12 protein-coding genes are annotated in these 15,591 nt (G+C 68.1%); 5 read left to right on the forward strand and 7 right to left on the reverse strand.

All coding sequences use genetic code 11. The annotated features are described in order from the left end of the window. Positions 1–104: 104 nt before the first annotated feature. Positions 105–1,286, forward strand: coding sequence for a vWA domain-containing protein (locus tag MAA8898_RS04240; protein WP_094019731.1), 1,182 nt, complete (start codon positions 105–107; stop codon positions 1,284–1,286). A gap of 142 nt (positions 1,287–1,428) precedes the next feature. Here the strand turns inward: MAA8898_RS04240 and MAA8898_RS04245 are convergent, their stop codons facing one another. After that, positions 1,429–2,469, reverse strand: coding sequence for a tetratricopeptide repeat protein (locus MAA8898_RS04245; RefSeq protein ID WP_245853247.1), 1,041 nt, complete (start codon positions 2,467–2,469; stop codon positions 1,429–1,431). A 337-nt stretch (positions 2,470–2,806) separates the two neighbouring features. On the opposite strand from MAA8898_RS04245, the gene MAA8898_RS04250 reads away from it, so the two are divergent. Then, the gene (locus tag MAA8898_RS04250) at positions 2,807–4,342 is read left to right on the forward strand and encodes a hypothetical protein (RefSeq protein WP_094019733.1); all 1,536 of its coding nucleotides are present in this window, start codon (positions 2,807–2,809) and stop codon (positions 4,340–4,342) included. 177 nt (positions 4,343–4,519) lie between these two features. On the opposite strand, the gene MAA8898_RS04255 is transcribed toward MAA8898_RS04250, so the two are convergent. Both MAA8898_RS04255 and MAA8898_RS04260 read right to left on the reverse strand, forming a co-directional pair. After that, the gene (locus tag MAA8898_RS04255; RefSeq protein ID WP_094019734.1) at positions 4,520–5,512 is read right to left on the reverse strand and encodes an SUMF1/EgtB/PvdO family nonheme iron enzyme; all 993 of its coding nucleotides are present in this window, start codon (positions 5,510–5,512) and stop codon (positions 4,520–4,522) included. A gap of 11 nt (positions 5,513–5,523) precedes the next feature. Further along, complete coding sequence (locus tag MAA8898_RS04260) at positions 5,524–7,206, reverse strand: hypothetical protein (protein WP_094020005.1); 1,683 nt, start codon at positions 7,204–7,206, stop codon at positions 5,524–5,526. Between the two features lie 523 nt (positions 7,207–7,729). Between MAA8898_RS04260 and MAA8898_RS04265 the strand changes: the two genes are divergently transcribed. Both MAA8898_RS04265 and MAA8898_RS04270 read left to right on the forward strand, forming a co-directional pair. Continuing rightward, positions 7,730–8,968: an aromatic ring-hydroxylating oxygenase subunit alpha gene (locus tag MAA8898_RS04265; protein ID WP_094019735.1), complete on the forward strand. Its 1,239-nt coding sequence runs from the start codon at positions 7,730–7,732 to the stop codon at positions 8,966–8,968. An 8-nt stretch (positions 8,969–8,976) separates the two neighbouring features. Then, complete coding sequence (locus tag MAA8898_RS04270; protein ID WP_094019736.1) at positions 8,977–10,062, forward strand: FAD-binding oxidoreductase; 1,086 nt, start codon at positions 8,977–8,979, stop codon at positions 10,060–10,062. Positions 10,063–10,078: 16 nt separating this feature from the next. Here the strand turns inward: MAA8898_RS04270 and MAA8898_RS04275 are convergent, their stop codons facing one another. After that, entirely contained in the window at positions 10,079–10,660 is a 582-nt protein-coding gene (locus MAA8898_RS04275) for a GNAT family N-acetyltransferase (RefSeq protein ID WP_094019737.1), read from the reverse strand. Between the two features lie 170 nt (positions 10,661–10,830). Here MAA8898_RS04275 and MAA8898_RS04280 point away from each other — a divergent pair, with 170 nt between their 5' ends. Next, a complete protein-coding gene (locus tag MAA8898_RS04280) occupies positions 10,831–12,387 on the forward strand; it encodes a trimethylamine methyltransferase family protein (RefSeq protein ID WP_094019738.1) in 1,557 nt (518 codons plus the stop codon). 160 nt (positions 12,388–12,547) lie between these two features. On the opposite strand, the gene MAA8898_RS04285 is transcribed toward MAA8898_RS04280, so the two are convergent. The 3 genes from MAA8898_RS04285 to MAA8898_RS04295 are packed head-to-tail and all read right to left on the reverse strand — an operon-like array spanning position 12,548 to position 15,509. Then, a complete protein-coding gene (locus MAA8898_RS04285) occupies positions 12,548–13,882 on the reverse strand; it encodes an NAD(P)/FAD-dependent oxidoreductase (protein ID WP_094019739.1) in 1,335 nt (444 codons plus the stop codon). A 2-nt stretch (positions 13,883–13,884) separates the two neighbouring features. After that, the gene (locus MAA8898_RS04290; RefSeq protein WP_094019740.1) at positions 13,885–14,790 is read right to left on the reverse strand and encodes a dihydrodipicolinate synthase family protein; all 906 of its coding nucleotides are present in this window, start codon (positions 14,788–14,790) and stop codon (positions 13,885–13,887) included. After that, positions 14,787–15,509 (reverse strand): GntR family transcriptional regulator, encoded by a 723-nt coding sequence (locus MAA8898_RS04295; RefSeq protein WP_094019741.1) that lies wholly within the window; start codon positions 15,507–15,509, stop codon positions 14,787–14,789. Before MAA8898_RS04295 ends, MAA8898_RS04290 begins: the two co-directional genes overlap by 4 nt. Positions 15,510–15,591 lie beyond the last annotated feature (82 nt).

Below are 15,591 nucleotides of genomic sequence, written 5' to 3' on the forward strand. Positions count from 1 at the left end.
CTCTGCCGGTGGCGACCGGATCGCCGCCGGACGGATGCGCCCGACCCGGATATTCGCGTCCGGCCGCCATTTCCTCGGCCCGCGAAACAGGCTAGCGTCACGCCATGTTCGTCCCCTTCTTCGAAACCCTGCGCCGCTCCGGCGTCCCCGTCACCCTGCGCGAATACCTGACCTTTCTCCAGGCGGTGAAGGCAGGCCTTGCCACCTATGACGTCGAGGCCTTCTACTACCTCGCCCGCAGCGCGATGGTGAAGGACGAACGCCACCTCGACCGGTTCGACCGCGCCTTTGCCGAGGCCTTCAAGGGGCTGGAGGCGATCACCCCCGAGCAGGTCATGGAGGCCATCGCCCTGCCCGCCGACTGGCTGAAAAAGCAGGCCGAAAAGCACCTGACCGCCGAGGAGCGCGCGCAGATCGAGGCGCTGGGTGGCTTTGACAAGCTGATGGAGACGCTGAAACAGCGGCTCAAGGAACAGCAGGGCCGCCACCAGGGCGGGTCCAAGTGGATCGGCACTGCCGGCACCTCGCCCTTTGGCGCCTATGGCTACAACCCCGAAGGCGTGCGCATCGGCCAGGACGAAAGCCGACACCAGCGCGCGGTCAAGGTCTGGGACAAGCGCGAGTTCCGCAACCTCGACGACCAGGTCGAGCTGGGCACCCGCAACATCAAGGTGGCGCTGAAACGCCTGCGCCGCTGGGTACGCGACGGCGCCGAGGAAGAACTGGACCTGAACGGCACCATCCGCGCCACCGCCGAACACGGCTACCTCGACGTGGTCACCCGGCCGGAACGGCGCAACGCCATCAAGGTGCTGCTGTTTCTCGATGCCGGCGGCTCGATGGACCCCTTCGTGAAGGTCGTCGAAGAGCTGTTCTCGGCCGCCCGCGCCGAGTTCAAGCACCTCGAACACTACTATTTCCACAATTGCCTCTACGAGGGCGTATGGCGCGACAACCGTCGCCGCTGGGATGCGCAGACGCCAACCTGGGAGGTGCTGAACACCTACGGGTCGGACTACAAGTGCATCTTTGTCGGCGATGCCAGCATGTCCCCCTACGAGATCGCCTATCCCGGCGGTGGGAACGAGCACTGGAACGCCGAGTCCGGCCAGGTCTGGCTGCACCGCGCCCGCGAGCATTGGCATGATCACCTGTGGATCAACCCGGTGCCCGAACGACACTGGCAATACACCCAGTCGATCCAGATGATCCGCGAGATCTTTGACAACCGCATGGTGCCGATGACACTCGAAGGGATCGACCGCGGCGTACGCCTGCTCGGCTGAGCGGCACGGCGGGCCTTGCCCGGACCCGGGCTTCTTCTCTGTTCAAATACTCCCGGGGGAGTCGCGCCAAAGGCGCGGCGGGGGCAGCGCCCTCTTCCCCGCTTACAGGCAAGCGCGCCGTTACGTGGGCAGGCGTGTGCAACTACGGCGCGAGACGCCGCGCCGCGCCCAGCGTTCCGCCGCCGACCAGGCCGTCCAGCGGCCCGTCGTAGAGACCCCGTTCCTGCAACAGCCGCTGGAACTCCACCGCCGTGTCCCGGTCCCAGTCGACCGCGCGCCCGTCGATCCGCCCGCGGATCTCGTTGACCGAGACCGCGCCGGTCTCCAGCGCCAGAACATAGTAGGACGCCGCCAGCACCGGATCGTAATCCACGCCCAGCCCGCGTTCATAGAGGAACCCCAGCGCATTGATCGCCGTGCCGTCTCCACCCTCGGCCGAGCGGCGGATCAGGGCGGCGCGCTGCGCCGGATCGGTGACCGGGCCGTCCTCGGAATACAGCTGCTTGAGCGCGCGCGCGGCGTCCTCGTTGCCCTGGGCCGATGCGCGCTCCAGCATCTCTGCCGCCTTGACCACGTCCGGCAGGCCCAACTCGTCGGCCAGGCCGCGCGGCATGCTGCTGGTGGGGTTCATGTAGATCGCGGCCAGCCGCAGCTGGGCAAAGTGATAGCCCGCGTCGGCGGACTCTTCCAGCAGCGTCACCATCTGGCGGAAATCGCGCGAGGTGCCGCGACCCAGCTGGTACATGATGGCCAGCGTGGCCTTGGCGGGAAGGTCGCCCGCCTCGGCGGCGGTGCGGTACTCGGCCACCGCGCGCGCGTGGTCCTCCTTCACGTCACCCGTGCCGAAGTTGTAGTAGTCGCCGATCTTGGTGTGCGCGGCGGCAATACCCGCCTCGGCCGCCAGTTCGAACACCTCCAGCGCCAGCGCGTGCTGCGCGTCGCGCTGCATCAGGACCGCCACCTGGAACAGGGCCTGCGGATCCGGCTCCGGTCCGATCACCGCGCGCTCGCAGGCGGCACGGGCCTCGACCAGGCCACGAAAATAGTCGTCCACCGCCTGCTTGCTGACGGGTGCCGCCGCGGTCGCCGGTCCGGACAGTCGCACGCAGTCCTCCGCCGCGGCCTGCTTGCCTTGCGACAGGGCGGGCGTGGCCAGCGCCACAAGCGCGCCGGCCAGAATCATCTTCGTCAAGGTCTGTTCCGAACGGGCCATCCCTGCCTTCCTTTCAACTTTTAAGCGGTTCTTCACGACATCCCGGTACAGGTTGTGTCCACCCTGCACCCCATCGCGAAAAACCTCCTCCCCATGTCGATGCGAATTGACTCAAATACAGAGTTACCTTTTCATTCCAAGCGGATGAGATCAAACCCTATCAGCGGACCCGAGGGCGCGCGCCCTGTTTTGCGGCCGGGCGGCAACAGATGAGCCGCGCCCGCAACCGGCGGCTTCCCGCCAGTCCGGAGGGGGGGCGCGCGCGGCCGCATTGTCCGCTTTACGCTTCCCGTCTAGGAGGCTTGGCATGATGCAGGCACCCTTTTCCGAACCTCATGGACCCGTCGTGCGCAAGAGCTGGGTTTCCAGACTTGACGACATCGTCCGGACTCCGCGTTTCCTCGCAGCCGCGCTGGCGTTTTCGACGGTGAACGCCGCCGCCGCCATGACAGTGCTGATGTGGACCCCCACGCCGACGCAGACCGCGATCATCCCCAAGGTGACCGTCGCGCCGCTGGCGCCGCAGGGCACGCTGGACAGCGTGGTCGTGGGCGAGGTGGTGCACCGCTTGCCGCCCGCCCAGACCTGGTGGCCGCCGCACATGCTGCCCGAAGGGGCCAGCCACGCCGCCCTGCCCGACCTGCCGCGCGTACTGCCGCAACAATTGGCGCGCCCGCAGATCGACACCGCGCCCAAGGCCGACACCCTGCCCGAGCCCCTGCTGGCCGCACGGCCGCGCGCCGTTTCGCCGGAGCCGCAGGCGGAAGTGCGTCTCGCGTCGCTGATGCCGACGCAGGCGGAGCGCGCGTTGCCGCTGGTGCGCCCGCGCGCCCGCCCGGCGCTGCCCGAGGCGCCCGCGAGCGCCGCCGCGCCTGATCTGAACGCCATCAACACGCTGGCCGTTTCGCTGCGCCCGCAGGTCCGTCCGGAGGGTTTGTACGTGCCCGAAACCCCGCGCCTCGCCGACAAGGTGACCCAGGAGGTCCCCACCACCACGCTGGCCGCGCTGGACCCGCAATTGGCGCCCAAGAGCCAGCGCCCGGTCTCGGGGCCGACCTGCAACACCAGGCTCGCCCGCGCCATCCCCGGCCGCAAGGGCAGCGCCTCGGCCGGCAGTTCGGTCATGTCCGGCCTGATGCGTGTCGGCGGAACCGACCGCGACCGCGCCGTCGCCCGCGAGATCATGGCGGGCAACGTGCCCTCGTTCCTGCAGGACCTGGTCCCGGTCGAGGTCTCTGGCCGCGCGCGCGACGGCTCGGCGATCCGGATCACCTTCTGCGCCATGCCCGATTACCTGGCCGTGGGCAGCGACCGCGACTTCGTGCGTGTGCCCATGGGATTGCCGGCGGCGATGCAGATCGCCGAACGGTTCGACATGCTGCTGCCGACGCGCCGGATGGTCGACCAGATCTACCGCGCCGCGGACCTGCGCGTCGCACCGATGCCGATGACGCCCGGACCGCAGATGTCGTCCACCGACTACCTCGTGCGCCACAACAAGACCGTTGAGGGACAGGTGCGCGGCGCCTCGGTGGCGGGGCGTCTGATTTCGGGCCACAAGAAGGACCTCGTGCTGACCAACCGGCTGTCGTCCAACCGCGGCCGCGTGGCGATCTACGGCTGGCACCGCACCAACGGGCAGGCGATCCAGCCGCTCAGCACCGTCCACGGCGCGACCTATGCGGACTACAGCCACGGCGTCCGGCTGATCAGCCAGACCGCCTACCTGAACGGCAAGCCGGTGCGCCTGACCGACCTGATGGCCGATCCGGACTACGCCGCGCTGATCAGCGACGAAGGTCCGATCCGCGCCGCGCAGCTGCAACTGGCCAGCGCCAACTGAGCAGGACCCAAGCGGCGCTGACGCCGCTTGAAAGCGGTTTTTAAACCGCTTTCAACGCCTTTGCAAAGGCGTTCAAGGCCCTTGCAAGGGCCTTGGCCCCGGCCGATCCGTACCAAACAGAAGCACCCGCCCGCGGTTTGCGGAGCGGGTGTTCGTGTCAGATCGCGACGTGGAGCGTCAGTTCACGTCCTTGAAGCAGCGGAACCCAAGGTGGTAGTTGTGATGGCTGTCCTTGGCCATGACCTTTCCGCCGTGCCAGAACGGCGCACGCCAGCGGCTCCAGTGGGTGTGCGCGCGCACCGTGTCCCAGATGAACCAGCTGCCCTTCATCTCGGTCACGCCCAGCGTCTTGCTGCCCCGGCTGGCCATCTGGTCGGGCGACAGCGGCAGGTTCATGTGCTCGGCCGCGTTGCCGTCCAGGTCATAGACACCCAGCGGGCTCTTGCACGCCGGAAAGCTGCCGGCGGGATAGGTGTTGGACCCGCACCCGTTGAAGCTGCCACCGTCGCAGCTGCCGCTCTTGAAGCTGCCGGTGGCGCAGACACCGGACTTCCACTGCGGCCCGATGCTGTAGCGCGCGCTGGACTGGTACTTGGCGTTGTGCGCCGCGCGCGCGGCCTGCACGCTCATGCCAAAGAAATAGTCCGGCGGCGTCAGCGCCCCGTGCGAGGCGCCTTCCCATTCATGCGCGTCACCGATCCGCTTGCCCTCGGCCCAGCACAGTTCCGCCGCCTCACGGGCGCGGACCCAGGTCACCGGGTAGGCTAGCGGCACGTTGGGCCATTCGAACATGTCGGCGCAGACCTTGGCGTCCGAAGGCTTCTGCGTCGCCGGATCGTACAGCGGCGCCATGTATTTCTCGCCGCAGATCTTCTCGAAATCCTTGTTGCGGTAGTACTCCAGCGCCGGCGCGGGCAGCCGCGCCTGGGCCTGTTCGGGGGTCAGGGCGTGACGCGTGATCGCCGGGTTGCCCTGCCCCATCCAGGGCGCGGCGGCAAAGATCTGGCGAATCTTCGCGATCTCTGCGTCGGTCACCCCGCGCGCCGCCTGCATCTGGCGGAACATCGCCTCGTTGTTCTGTTGCAGGGTCTGGGCCGCCGCCCCGGTCACCCCCGCACAGACCGCCAGCACCGCCGCCAGGGCCGCGCAACGCACACCAGCTCGCTTCATGGGAACCCCTCTCACTTTCTCAGCAGGTAGATGAAATCGCGGTTGTCGGAAAAGCCGACAAAGCGCGGGATCGGCGTGCCATCGCGGCGGCGCGAGTCGATCTCGGCCATGCCGCGCACGATGTGGTGCGGGATCACGTCGCCGTTTTCCTGCGTGTAGACCGCCATATAGGTGTGCTCCTGCGAGTTCATGTCCAGCAGCATGGCATAGTCGCAGCCGTAGGACTGGAAGGTCCGCGCCATGCCCGACGGCGTGACGGTCGAGAAATAGGCGTAGATCAGGAACGGCCGCCCGCCCGCCATCTTGAAGCAGGTGCCGCCGCGCAGGGTGCGCAGGTCGGCCTCGGCCGAACCGGACCAGTTGCCGCCCAGCCAGCTGCGCACCTGCGCGCCGGGCACGCCGTTCTCGATCAGCGGCACGCCGTTCTGCCGGGCGTAGCGGATGCGCGGCAACAGGGCATCGTCCTCGACCGTCCAGGTCCGCATGTGGATCGACCCGTCGTCCAGCACGAAGATGGTGGCCAGGTCCGGCACCAGCTTGGAAAAGATCACGCCTTCGGAGACAAAGCCGTAGTGGTGCCCGCCGTAGGTCGAGGCCATCTCGGTCGCGCGAAAGGCGCCGTGGCTGCGCTTGAACCCGGCGGCAAAGGTCGCTGCCACGCGGTCCGTCTTGGACGGGCTCAGCATGCCCGAACGCACCAGCGGCGCCGAGGTGTCAAAGCCGTCCGGCCCCGGGATGCGGTAGTTGATCCCGCCCGCCGCCGCCGGGCGCTGCGACCATTCCAGCCGCGGATGCTCGGTCCCCGGCTCGAACCCCAGCTCGAACTGTTCGAGGTCGAAGGCCACGAGGTACACGTCGGCGCGGCGCTCGACCCCGTCCAGCCCGTGCGTCTCGCCCGGGCGGCTGAGGATGTCGCCGGCGATCATGCCAGGCTGCATCGCGCTGGCGTAGACCCCGGGCACGTCCTTGACCGCGTACCAGCTGCCCGCCTCGACGCGGCCGCCTTCGGCGCCTTCGAGGTCGAAGTTGAAATAGGTCTGGAACACCGGCGCGCTGTCCAGCTGCGCCTTGCCCAGCGCCTGCACCGTCTCACCCGCGTCCGCGCCGACGATCACCGGACCGGAGTTCATGAAGGCATCCTCGTAGAAGGTGCCCTTGATCAGCCCGACGATGCTTTCGCCGAACACCACGTGATCGCGCAGGAATTCGGCCACCGCCTCGCGGTTGGTCGAGTTGCCGCGCACCTCGTTGCGCAGGTAGACGCGTTCGTCGCAGATCGGCGCGTAGGGCAGCCCGCGGTACTGCGCCTCGTCCAGCTCGGGGCGGCGCCCCGACCAGGGCGCGCAGCGCATCTCGGTCGCCTCGCCGCCGATCACCAGCGTGGGCTCGTCGCCGGGCGCCAGCTGCATGGTGGTGTTCTCCGGGTCGGCCAGTTCCAGGTGGAACTGCCGGGTGGTCGACCAGTAGCCCGTCGAGCTGACGGTCAGCACGAACCACGCGTTCACGCCGGGGTTCAATGAGACCAGCTCATAGCTGGTGCCGTCCGCGCCCTGCGCGGTCTGCGTGGTGCGGAACGGCTGGATCTCGAGAATGCTCTTGCGGCGCACCTCCTGGTACTGCTCCATCTGCAGCGCCCGGGTCTGCGGATCCAGGACCCCGCCCGCATCTGCCATCGCCTGTCCGGATTGAATCATGAGCGCCAGCGCCACGCCGGCCGAGATGTCTTTAACCAAGGATTTGGGTCGCACGATTGTCCTCTCGCGTTGTCCCGGAAGGCAAGTCCTTTGCCCTCAAAGGAAAATCAGGATCCGGGGCCAGCAAAACGCGCAGCTGCGTCTCCTCGCGGCGGACCCCGGCATTTATCGGTACAAATGACAACGTCAGGTTACCGAAAGCAAGCCCCGCAGGCCTGATCGCGGGGATGTTATGCACAGGGGTCACAGCCCGGCGGGCCGCGCGCCACAGTGCGGCGGCGCGCAGCCGGATTGTGCGCCACACGGCGACATTGCCCCGTGCCCCCGGTCCGGCGGGCGGAAAATCTCCGCGCGTCGCAAGGGAAATCGCGCATGTCGCAATTCGCAGCGAGAGGGCGCGCGATCGGTGCGACGAGAGACACAACAGGGGAGGACCGGATCGACCGCCGACTCGCCCCCTCCCACCCAGGTTTCCCATTCCACCCCGAGCCGCGCCCCGGGGCCCACCACAGGAGTTGCCGTGATGCTGCGTGAACCCGACGTCCTCTCGATGCTCATGCGCCGCAAGCCCGCCCATTCGCTGGCCCAGCCGTTCTACACCGATGCGGGTGTGTTCCAAGTCGACATGGAGCAGATCTGGCACCGCGAATGGCTGTTCGCCATTCCCGCCTGCGAAATCCCCAAGGCCGGCAGCTATGTCGTCTACGATGTCGGCGCCTATTCCGTGGTGATCGTGCGCGGCACGGACGGCCAGATCCGCGCCTTTCACAACACCTGCCGCCACCGCGGATCGGTGCTGTGCAAGACCAGGAAGGGCACCAACCCCAAGCTGGTCTGCCCCTACCACCAGTGGACCTACGAGCTGGACGGCAAGCTGCTGTGGGCGCGCGACATGGGGCCGGAGTTCGACGCGTCGAAACACGGGCTGAAAAAGGTCCACTGCCGCACCGTCGCGGGCCTTGTCTACATCTGCCTCGCCGACCGCGCCCCCGCCTTCGAGGACTTTGCCGAGGCCGCCGCGCGCTACCTCGCGCCGCATGACCTGGAGAATTCCAAGGTCGCCTTTGAGAGCACCATCATCGAGCACGGCAACTGGAAGCTGGTCTGGGAGAACAACCGCGAGTGTTATCACTGCGCCGGCAACCACCCGTCTCTGTGCCGCACCTTCCCCGAGGATCCGCGCTTCATCGGCGCGACCGAGGACGGCGGCGTCTCCGACATCACCGTGAAACACGAGGCCCGCTGCGAGGCTGTCGGCGCGCCCTCGGCCTTCCTTGTGTCCGAACGCGGCCACTGGCGCTTTGTCCGCACGCCGCTGCTGGGCGCGGGCGAAAGCTATACCATGGACGGCAAGGTGGCGGTGACCAAGCCCAACAGCAATTTCCCGTTCCGCGACGCCGGATCGCTGCTGAAGTACAACTACCCCACCACCTGGAACCACTTCCTGTCGGACCATTCGATCGTCTTCCGCGTTACCCCCATCAGCCCGATGGAAACCGAGGTCAGCACCAAGTGGCTGGTCCACAAGGACGCGGTCGAGGGCAAGGACTATGACCTCAAGCGCCTGACCGAGGTCTGGATGGCGACCAACTCCGAGGACCGCGAGGTCGTCGAGAACAACCAGCGCGGCATCCTCTCGCCCGCCTACGAACCCGGCCCCTACTCGGCGATCCATGAATTCGCGCTGATCCAGTTCACCGACTGGTACGCTTCGAGCCTGATCAACGCCATCACCGGCCCCGCCGCCGTCGCCGCCGAGTGAGCGCGGGAATGGGCAAGATCACCGACATGACCGCGCCCGATGGCAATGCCATCTGGCGCGACACCGAACCGCTGGAATGCTGCGCCGTGGTGCCCGAGGCGCCCAACACCGCGACCTTCAGCTTCATCGCGCCCAGCGGCGCGCTGTTCCGCTACGAGCCAGGCCAGTTCCTGACACTGGAACTGCCGGTGCCCGGCGGCACCCTGTGGAAGACCTACACCATCTCTTCCTCGCCCTCGCGGCCGCTGGGGATCTCGGTCACGGTCAAGGCGCAGGAGGGCAGCGTGGGCACCCGCTGGATGCTGGACCACCTGAAACCGGGGATGAAGATCAAGGCCACCGGCCCGGCGGGCATCTTTACCCTGCCGCTGCGGACACAGAAGAAATACCTGTTCATCTCGGCGGGATCGGGCATCACGCCCTCGCTGGCGATGACCACCTATCTCTTCGACCGCGGCACCACCACCGACGTCGTCTTCGTCAACTGTGCCAAACGCCCCTCCGAGATCATCGCGCGCCGGCGGCTGGAGCACATGGCCTCCCGCGTGCCCTCGATCAAGCTCTACTTCATCGTCGAGGAAGACGAGCCCTACAACGCCTGGACCGGCTTCCGCGGCCGGCTGAACCAGATCATGATCGGCCTGATCGCCGGCGACTACATGGAGCGCGAGGTCTACTGCTGCGGCCCCGAACCCTTCATGAACGCGGTGCGCGAAATGCTGATCGCGCTGGGCTACGACATGGAGCGGTATCACCAGGAAAGCTTTGCCGCCCCGGTCAAGACCGAGGACCAGCTGCCCGAGACCGAAGACGTCATCCTCGATGACCAGGCGGTGGCCAGCGTCACCTTCACCGCCTCCGATGTCACCGCCGACTGCACCGAGACCGACACCGTGCTGGCCGTGGCCAAGGGCGCGGGCATCGTCATCCCCTCGGGCTGCACCTTCGGCGTCTGCGGCACCTGCAAGGTGAAAAAGGCCTCGGGCCAGGTCCACATGGTCCACAACGGCGGCATCTCCGAGGACGACATCGAGGCAGGCTTCATCCTCGCCTGCTGCTCGCGCCCGATCGGCGCGGTCGAGATCGAGGCCTGACAACCGGCGCGCCGCCTCAGCCGCGGCGCGCGTCCTTCACCATCAGCAGCCAGTCGGCATAGGGGCTGTCCCAGTCCCCGCGCACCACCGGCCTGCGCCCGCGCTCCGCGAACCCCAGGCGGCGGTAGAACGCCTGCGCGCCCAGGTTGGTATCGCCCACCGTCAGGCACAGCCCGTTCGGTCCCTGCCGCGTCTCGGCAAGGCGCATCAGCGCCAGGCCCACCCCCTGCCCGCGATGCTGCGGGAATGTGGCCACGAGGTTGATCAGCCCACACCCGGGCGCCGTGTTCTCCAGTTCCGTCAGCGGCCGGAACATCGCAGGCGCGTCGGGCCGGATCGGCTCCGGGGCCGCAGGCGTCCGGTCCAGCGCGATGAACCCTGCCACCCTGCCCTGCACCTCGGCCACCCAGAGCCGCGAAAACGCCGGCCCCGAATCCGGCGCGGTCATCCGCGCCACGATGAAGTCGTCCACCGCCGTCCCCTCCGGCGCAAAGCTGGCGAACAGCGCGCGGACAAACCCCGAACTGGCGATGTCGATCAACGCCAGCAGCGCGCCGGTATCCTCCGGCGTGGCCTGGCGCAGGGTCGGGTCCGGCATGGGCGAGGTCCTTTCCGTCAAGCCGCGTCGATCCGGCGGTCCGCCCGCAGCCTAACACGGCGTCGATGACGCGCCATGGCCGCATGTCGCTTCCTGCAACGGGGCTTCGGAAATCAGCACGTCCACGCGCAGCGCCCCGGTCATGATCCCCCCCAACAGGAGGACCCGCCATGACCGAACCCCTCGCCCGACCCCGCCTCCGCGCCGGCGGACGCGACGCCCGCCGCGCCCTGCGGGCGATCCGCGACACCCGGATGCTGCCCGCCCTGAACCGCGCCCTGCCGGTGACAGAGCTGATGGACGGAGAACAGGTCGCGTTGATCGACGCGGCCTCGATGGACATCCTCGAAGAGGTCGGGGTGGTGTTCCGCGATCCCATCGCGCTGGCCGACTGGCGCCGCGCCGGGGCGGATGTGCGCGGCGAACGCGTGCACCTCGACCGCGGGCTGGTGCGCGACCTCATCGCCACCATCCCCGAGGATTTCACCTACCACGCGCGCAACCCGGTCAACAATCTGCCGCTGGGCGGGCGGCATTCGATCTTTGTGCCGATGACCGGCGCGCCTTACCTGCGCGACCTCGACGACCGCCGCCGCACTCCCACGCTCGACGATCTCGCCATGTTCCACAAGCTGGCGCACATGTCGCCCGCGCTGCACTCCACCGCGCATCACATCGTCGAACCCTACGACCACCCGATCAGCCAGCGCCACCTGCGCATCACCTATTCCTCGATGAAACACTCGGACAAGACCTTCATGGGCATGACCACCAGCCCGAAGAACGCCGAAGACGTGATGGAAATGTGCGCCGTCCTCTTCGGGGCTGACTTCATGGAGGACCATCCCGTCACCACCGGCAACTGCAACGGCAATTCACCGCTGGTCTGGGACGAGACGATGCTGGGCGCCATGCGCGCCTTTTGCCGCCGCAACCAGCCGGTGCTGTGCTCGCCCTTCGTGCTGGGCGGGGCGAACACCCCCGCCTCGGTCCCCGCCACCGTGGCGCAGCTGAACGCCGAGGCGCTGAGCGCGCTGGCCTATACGCAGGTCATTAGACGCGGCTGCCCGGCGATCTATGGCCATTACCTGTCGACCGTCTCGATGCGCTCAGGCGCGCCGATGGCGGGCACGCCAGAAATCGGCCTGATGAACTTCCTCATTGGCCAGATGGCGCGCCACTACCGCGTGCCCTGGCGCACCTCGTCGCTGCTGGGCGGGGCCAAGACTTTCGACGCGCAGGCCGGCTATGAAAGCGCCACAACGCTGATGGCCACCCTGCATGCGGGCGCCCACTACATCTGGCATTCGGCCGGCTGGAACGAGGCCGGGATGCACTGTTCGGTGGCGAAATTCGTGGTCGACGCGGAACAATGCGCCATGGCCTACCGCATGGCCGAAGGGCCAAAATGGGACGTCTTCGACGCCGCCCTGGCGGCGGTGCGCGACGTCGGGCCAGGCGGGCACTACCTCGGCCACCCGCACACCCAGGACAATTTCCAGACCGCCTTCTTCATGCCCGAGCTTTTCGACAACAACTCGATCGAACAATGGGTGGCCGAAGGATCAAAGGAGATAACCGCCCGCGCGCTGGACCATGCGCGCAAACTGCTGGCCGAGTACCAGCAACCGGACCTGGACCCCGCCACCGATGAGGCCCTGCTGGACTACATCGCCCGGCGCGAACGCCAGATCCCGGCCGCCGACGCCCTGAACCAGGAGTTCTGACACACACGGGCCGTGCGCGCGGCCTGCCTGCATCTTTGGTCCAACACTATCCCGGGGTGACGCGCATCGCGCGACGGGGGCAGCGCCCCCCGCCCGAGGAGGACGCCGCAGGCGGACGACGAGACGACCTGCGCGCCGCAGGCGCACCGCCGTATTCCGGTCAGTCGTCCCGCGCCTTCCATTCGCGCCAGCGCAACACGGCGTTTGCGCCGATCTGGCGAAACGGCTGCGGCGGCAATCGCTTCGGCGCAGCCTCGGCGGTGAAATGCCGGGTGATCGCGCTTTCGACCCCGCAGGCCAGTTCCGCCGCGCCGATCCCGGTCAGCGTGCCCCGCGCCGTGCCCAGGCCGTTCTGCACGCAACCGGAATACAGGCCGTCGTCCAGTTGACGCATCACCGCCACGCCGTTCAGCGTCAGGCAGAGGTGCCCCGCCCAGGCGTATTGCATCTTCATCCCCGCCAGCTGCGGAAACCGCTGGTCGAACTTGCGCTGCATCACCCGTCCCGCCCGCGCCACATCGCCCGGGCTGACGCGACACCCCGGGCGCAGCGTGGCACAGGTGCGCGTCACGATCCGGTTGCCGCCTTGTCCGCTGTCGATCCGGCGCACCGTGGTCCCCATCGGGTCCGAAGGCGTCACCCCCCAGCGGCTGCGTCCGCCCAGCTGGCGCAGGGCATCGGCCCCCAGCTCCGGCGTCATCACCGCGTAGAGGAACAGCTGCATCAGCCGCCCCTGCGCATAGCCAAAGCTTTCCAGATGCCCGTTCACCGTCAGGATCACCCGCCCTGCGCTGACCTTGCCCTTGGGCGTCGCCAGTTCCCAGGCCGCGCCCTTGCGGTCCAGCGCGGTGACCGGCGTGTCCTCGTGCAGGATCACCCCGTCGCGCCGCAGCCCCACCGCCAGACCGCGGATATACCCCGCCGGTTGCAGCATCACCGTCCCCGGCGTGTAGAGCCCCGATATGTAGTGCCGCGAGCCGGTCAGCTCGTACATCTGCTCCGGGTCCAGCATCTCGGACGCCTCGCCCAGCGTCTCCAGGTGCGCCGCGTAGCTGCGGTTGTGCGCCTCGGCGGCAGGGCTGGCCGCGCCGTTCACCTTGCCCACCGGGTCAAAGAAGTTCGGGTCGATGCCGTAATCCTCGACCGCCGCGCGCGCAAAAGCCTGCGCCTGCCGGTTGAGGGCGATCATCGCCCGGTCATCGCCCGCGCCGGCGTAGTCGTCCGAGGTCAGCTCGTGCGGCAGGTCGATCATGAAGCCCGAGTTGCGCCCGGCCGAGCCTTCGGCGATGCGCCCGGCCTCCAGCACCAGCACCCGCGCCGCCGGGTCCAGCTGGCGCAGCCGCCGCGCCGCCGACAGCCCGGCAAAGCCGCCGCCGACGATCACCACATCCGACGTGGTGTCACCCTCCAGCGGCACGGGCGCCGGTTGCGGCCCGAGGATCGCGTTCCACGCGGCCCGCCCCGGCAGGGCCGGCAGGCGGCGCACCAAACCCATGTTCAGCCCTCCGCCATGATCTCGGCCACACGGGTCTTGAGCTCCCGCACGACCTCGTCCAATTGCCGGACTTCCTCCGGCTCCAGGCCCTGCAACGGCGGGCGCGGCGGCCCGGCGCGATAGCCGGCGATCTCGCAGCCCCGCTTGACGCACTGGATGAACTTGCCGCCCTGCTCCAGCACCCGCATCAGCGGCATCATCGCCGCCATGATGCGGCGGCCCTTGGCGTAGTCGCCCTCGACCGCGCAGGCCTGCCACAGCGCGATGTGCTCGGCGGGCAGGAAGTTGGACCCGGCGCAGACCCAGCTGCGCGCGCCCCAGGCGAAGAATTCCAGCGCCTGGTCGTCCATCCCGCAACTCAGCTGAATATTCGGGTAGTCGCAGGCCAGCAGGTGCACCCGGTTGATATCGCCCGAGCTTTCCTTGACCGCGCAGAAGTTGGCAGAGGCGCCGACGAGGTCGAGGAACTCGGCCCCCATGTTGACGCCCATCCGGCCCGGGTAGTTGTAGAGCATGATCGGCAGGCCGGCGGCGCGGTCGATCGCCAGCGCGTTCAATGCGTTTTCCCGCTCCGTCGGCACCGCATAAGGCGGCGAGCCGACCAGCAGCGCGGCGGCACCGATCTGCGCGGCATGTTCGGCCATGGCAATGCTGTCGGGCAAACGGATCGCCACCGTGCCGACGATCAGCGGCACCCGGCCCGCGATCACGTCGTGCGCGAACGTCGCCATCTCGCGGCGTTCGTCCATCGACTGGGCATAGTATTCGCCGGTCGAACCGCCGCTGATGATGCCGTGTACCCCGGCAGCGACCAGGTGCTCGATCTGCGCCGCCAGCGCGTCGCGGTCGATGCTGCCGTCCTCGCGGTGCGGGGTGATGACCGGGGTGTAGATACCTTCGAACTTCATGGGGCTCCTTTCTGCGACACCGCGCCCGGCGCATGGCCAAGCGGGATCTGCATGCCTTCGGGGGTGGCGAAACTTTCGATCTCGGCGCGGGACAGCTCCCAATGCGCGACGGCCAGCGCGGCGGCGGCATCGGCGTCCCCGGCCTCGATCAGCGCGATGAACCGGTCGTGGTGGTCGGCGGCCACTTCGCGCTGTCGCGCCAGGGCCGCGTTGCGCGGGTTGTAAAAGGTCATGCTGATGCGGGTGTGGTCGATCAGCAGACGGCGCAGGCTGGGCATCAGGTATTCGTTGTCGGCCATCTCGCCGATCAGCGCGTGAAAGCGTTCGTTCAGCAGAGCGCGTTCCGCGGTGTGGCCCGCGCGGATCGCCTTGCGGAACAGCAGTTGGGTGTCCTTCAGCCGCATGATCTGCGCGGGCCGGGCGTTCTGCGCCGCCAGCCGCGCCACGGCGGCATAGATCATCGGGGCGGCGACGAAAAAGTTGCGCAGCGTCTTGTGCGTCATCGGCGCGACCTGCGCGCCCCGGTTCTGATGCAGGACGACATAGCCTTCGCCCGCCAGCTGGTTCAGCACCTCGCGCAGCGGCGGGCGCGACATGGCGTAGGTCTCGGCCAACGCCACCTCGTCGAGGTAGACGCCCGGCTCCAGCGCCTGGGTCAGGATGCGGCGGCGCAGGTCGTCAAGGCAGCGCGCCTTGCGGCTTTGCGGTCCTTCGGTCATCTGGCCCCCCTTTCCGATGCGAGGCGGCGAGTCGCCACCCCTGTCTACGGCGCGTTGTAGTCCGAGAAAAGACATATTGTCT

It is taken from the genome of Antarctobacter aquimaris, assembly GCF_900184945.1.
In the GTDB taxonomy this organism is placed as follows: Bacteria; Pseudomonadota; Alphaproteobacteria; order Rhodobacterales; family Rhodobacteraceae; genus Maliponia; species Maliponia aquimaris.

Excerpts from the sequence above, each read along its gene's own strand:
- MAA8898_RS04265 (WP_094019735.1), top strand. The coding sequence starts at position 7,730 with ATGCTGCGTGAACCCGACGTCCTCTCGATGCTCATGCGCCGCAAGCCC.
- MAA8898_RS04280 (WP_094019738.1), top strand. The coding sequence starts at position 10,831 with ATGACCGAACCCCTCGCCCGACCCCGCCTCCGCGCCGGCGGACGCGAC.
- MAA8898_RS04275 (WP_094019737.1), bottom strand. The coding sequence starts at position 10,660 with ATGCCGGACCCGACCCTGCGCCAGGCCACGCCGGAGGATACCGGCGCG.
- MAA8898_RS04285 (WP_094019739.1), bottom strand. The coding sequence starts at position 13,882 with ATGGGTTTGGTGCGCCGCCTGCCGGCCCTGCCGGGGCGGGCCGCGTGG.
- MAA8898_RS04295 (WP_094019741.1), bottom strand. The coding sequence starts at position 15,509 with ATGACCGAAGGACCGCAAAGCCGCAAGGCGCGCTGCCTTGACGACCTG.
- MAA8898_RS04260 (WP_094020005.1), bottom strand. The coding sequence starts at position 7,206 with ATGATTCAATCCGGACAGGCGATGGCAGATGCGGGCGGGGTCCTGGAT.
- MAA8898_RS04255 (WP_094019734.1), bottom strand. The coding sequence starts at position 5,512 with ATGAAGCGAGCTGGTGTGCGTTGCGCGGCCCTGGCGGCGGTGCTGGCG.
- MAA8898_RS04270 (WP_094019736.1), top strand. The coding sequence starts at position 8,977 with ATGGGCAAGATCACCGACATGACCGCGCCCGATGGCAATGCCATCTGG.
- MAA8898_RS04245 (WP_245853247.1), bottom strand. The coding sequence starts at position 2,469 with ATGATTCTGGCCGGCGCGCTTGTGGCGCTGGCCACGCCCGCCCTGTCG.
- MAA8898_RS04290 (WP_094019740.1), bottom strand. The coding sequence starts at position 14,790 with ATGAAGTTCGAAGGTATCTACACCCCGGTCATCACCCCGCACCGCGAG.
- MAA8898_RS04250 (WP_094019733.1), top strand. The coding sequence starts at position 2,807 with ATGATGCAGGCACCCTTTTCCGAACCTCATGGACCCGTCGTGCGCAAG.
- MAA8898_RS04240 (WP_094019731.1), top strand. The coding sequence starts at position 105 with ATGTTCGTCCCCTTCTTCGAAACCCTGCGCCGCTCCGGCGTCCCCGTC.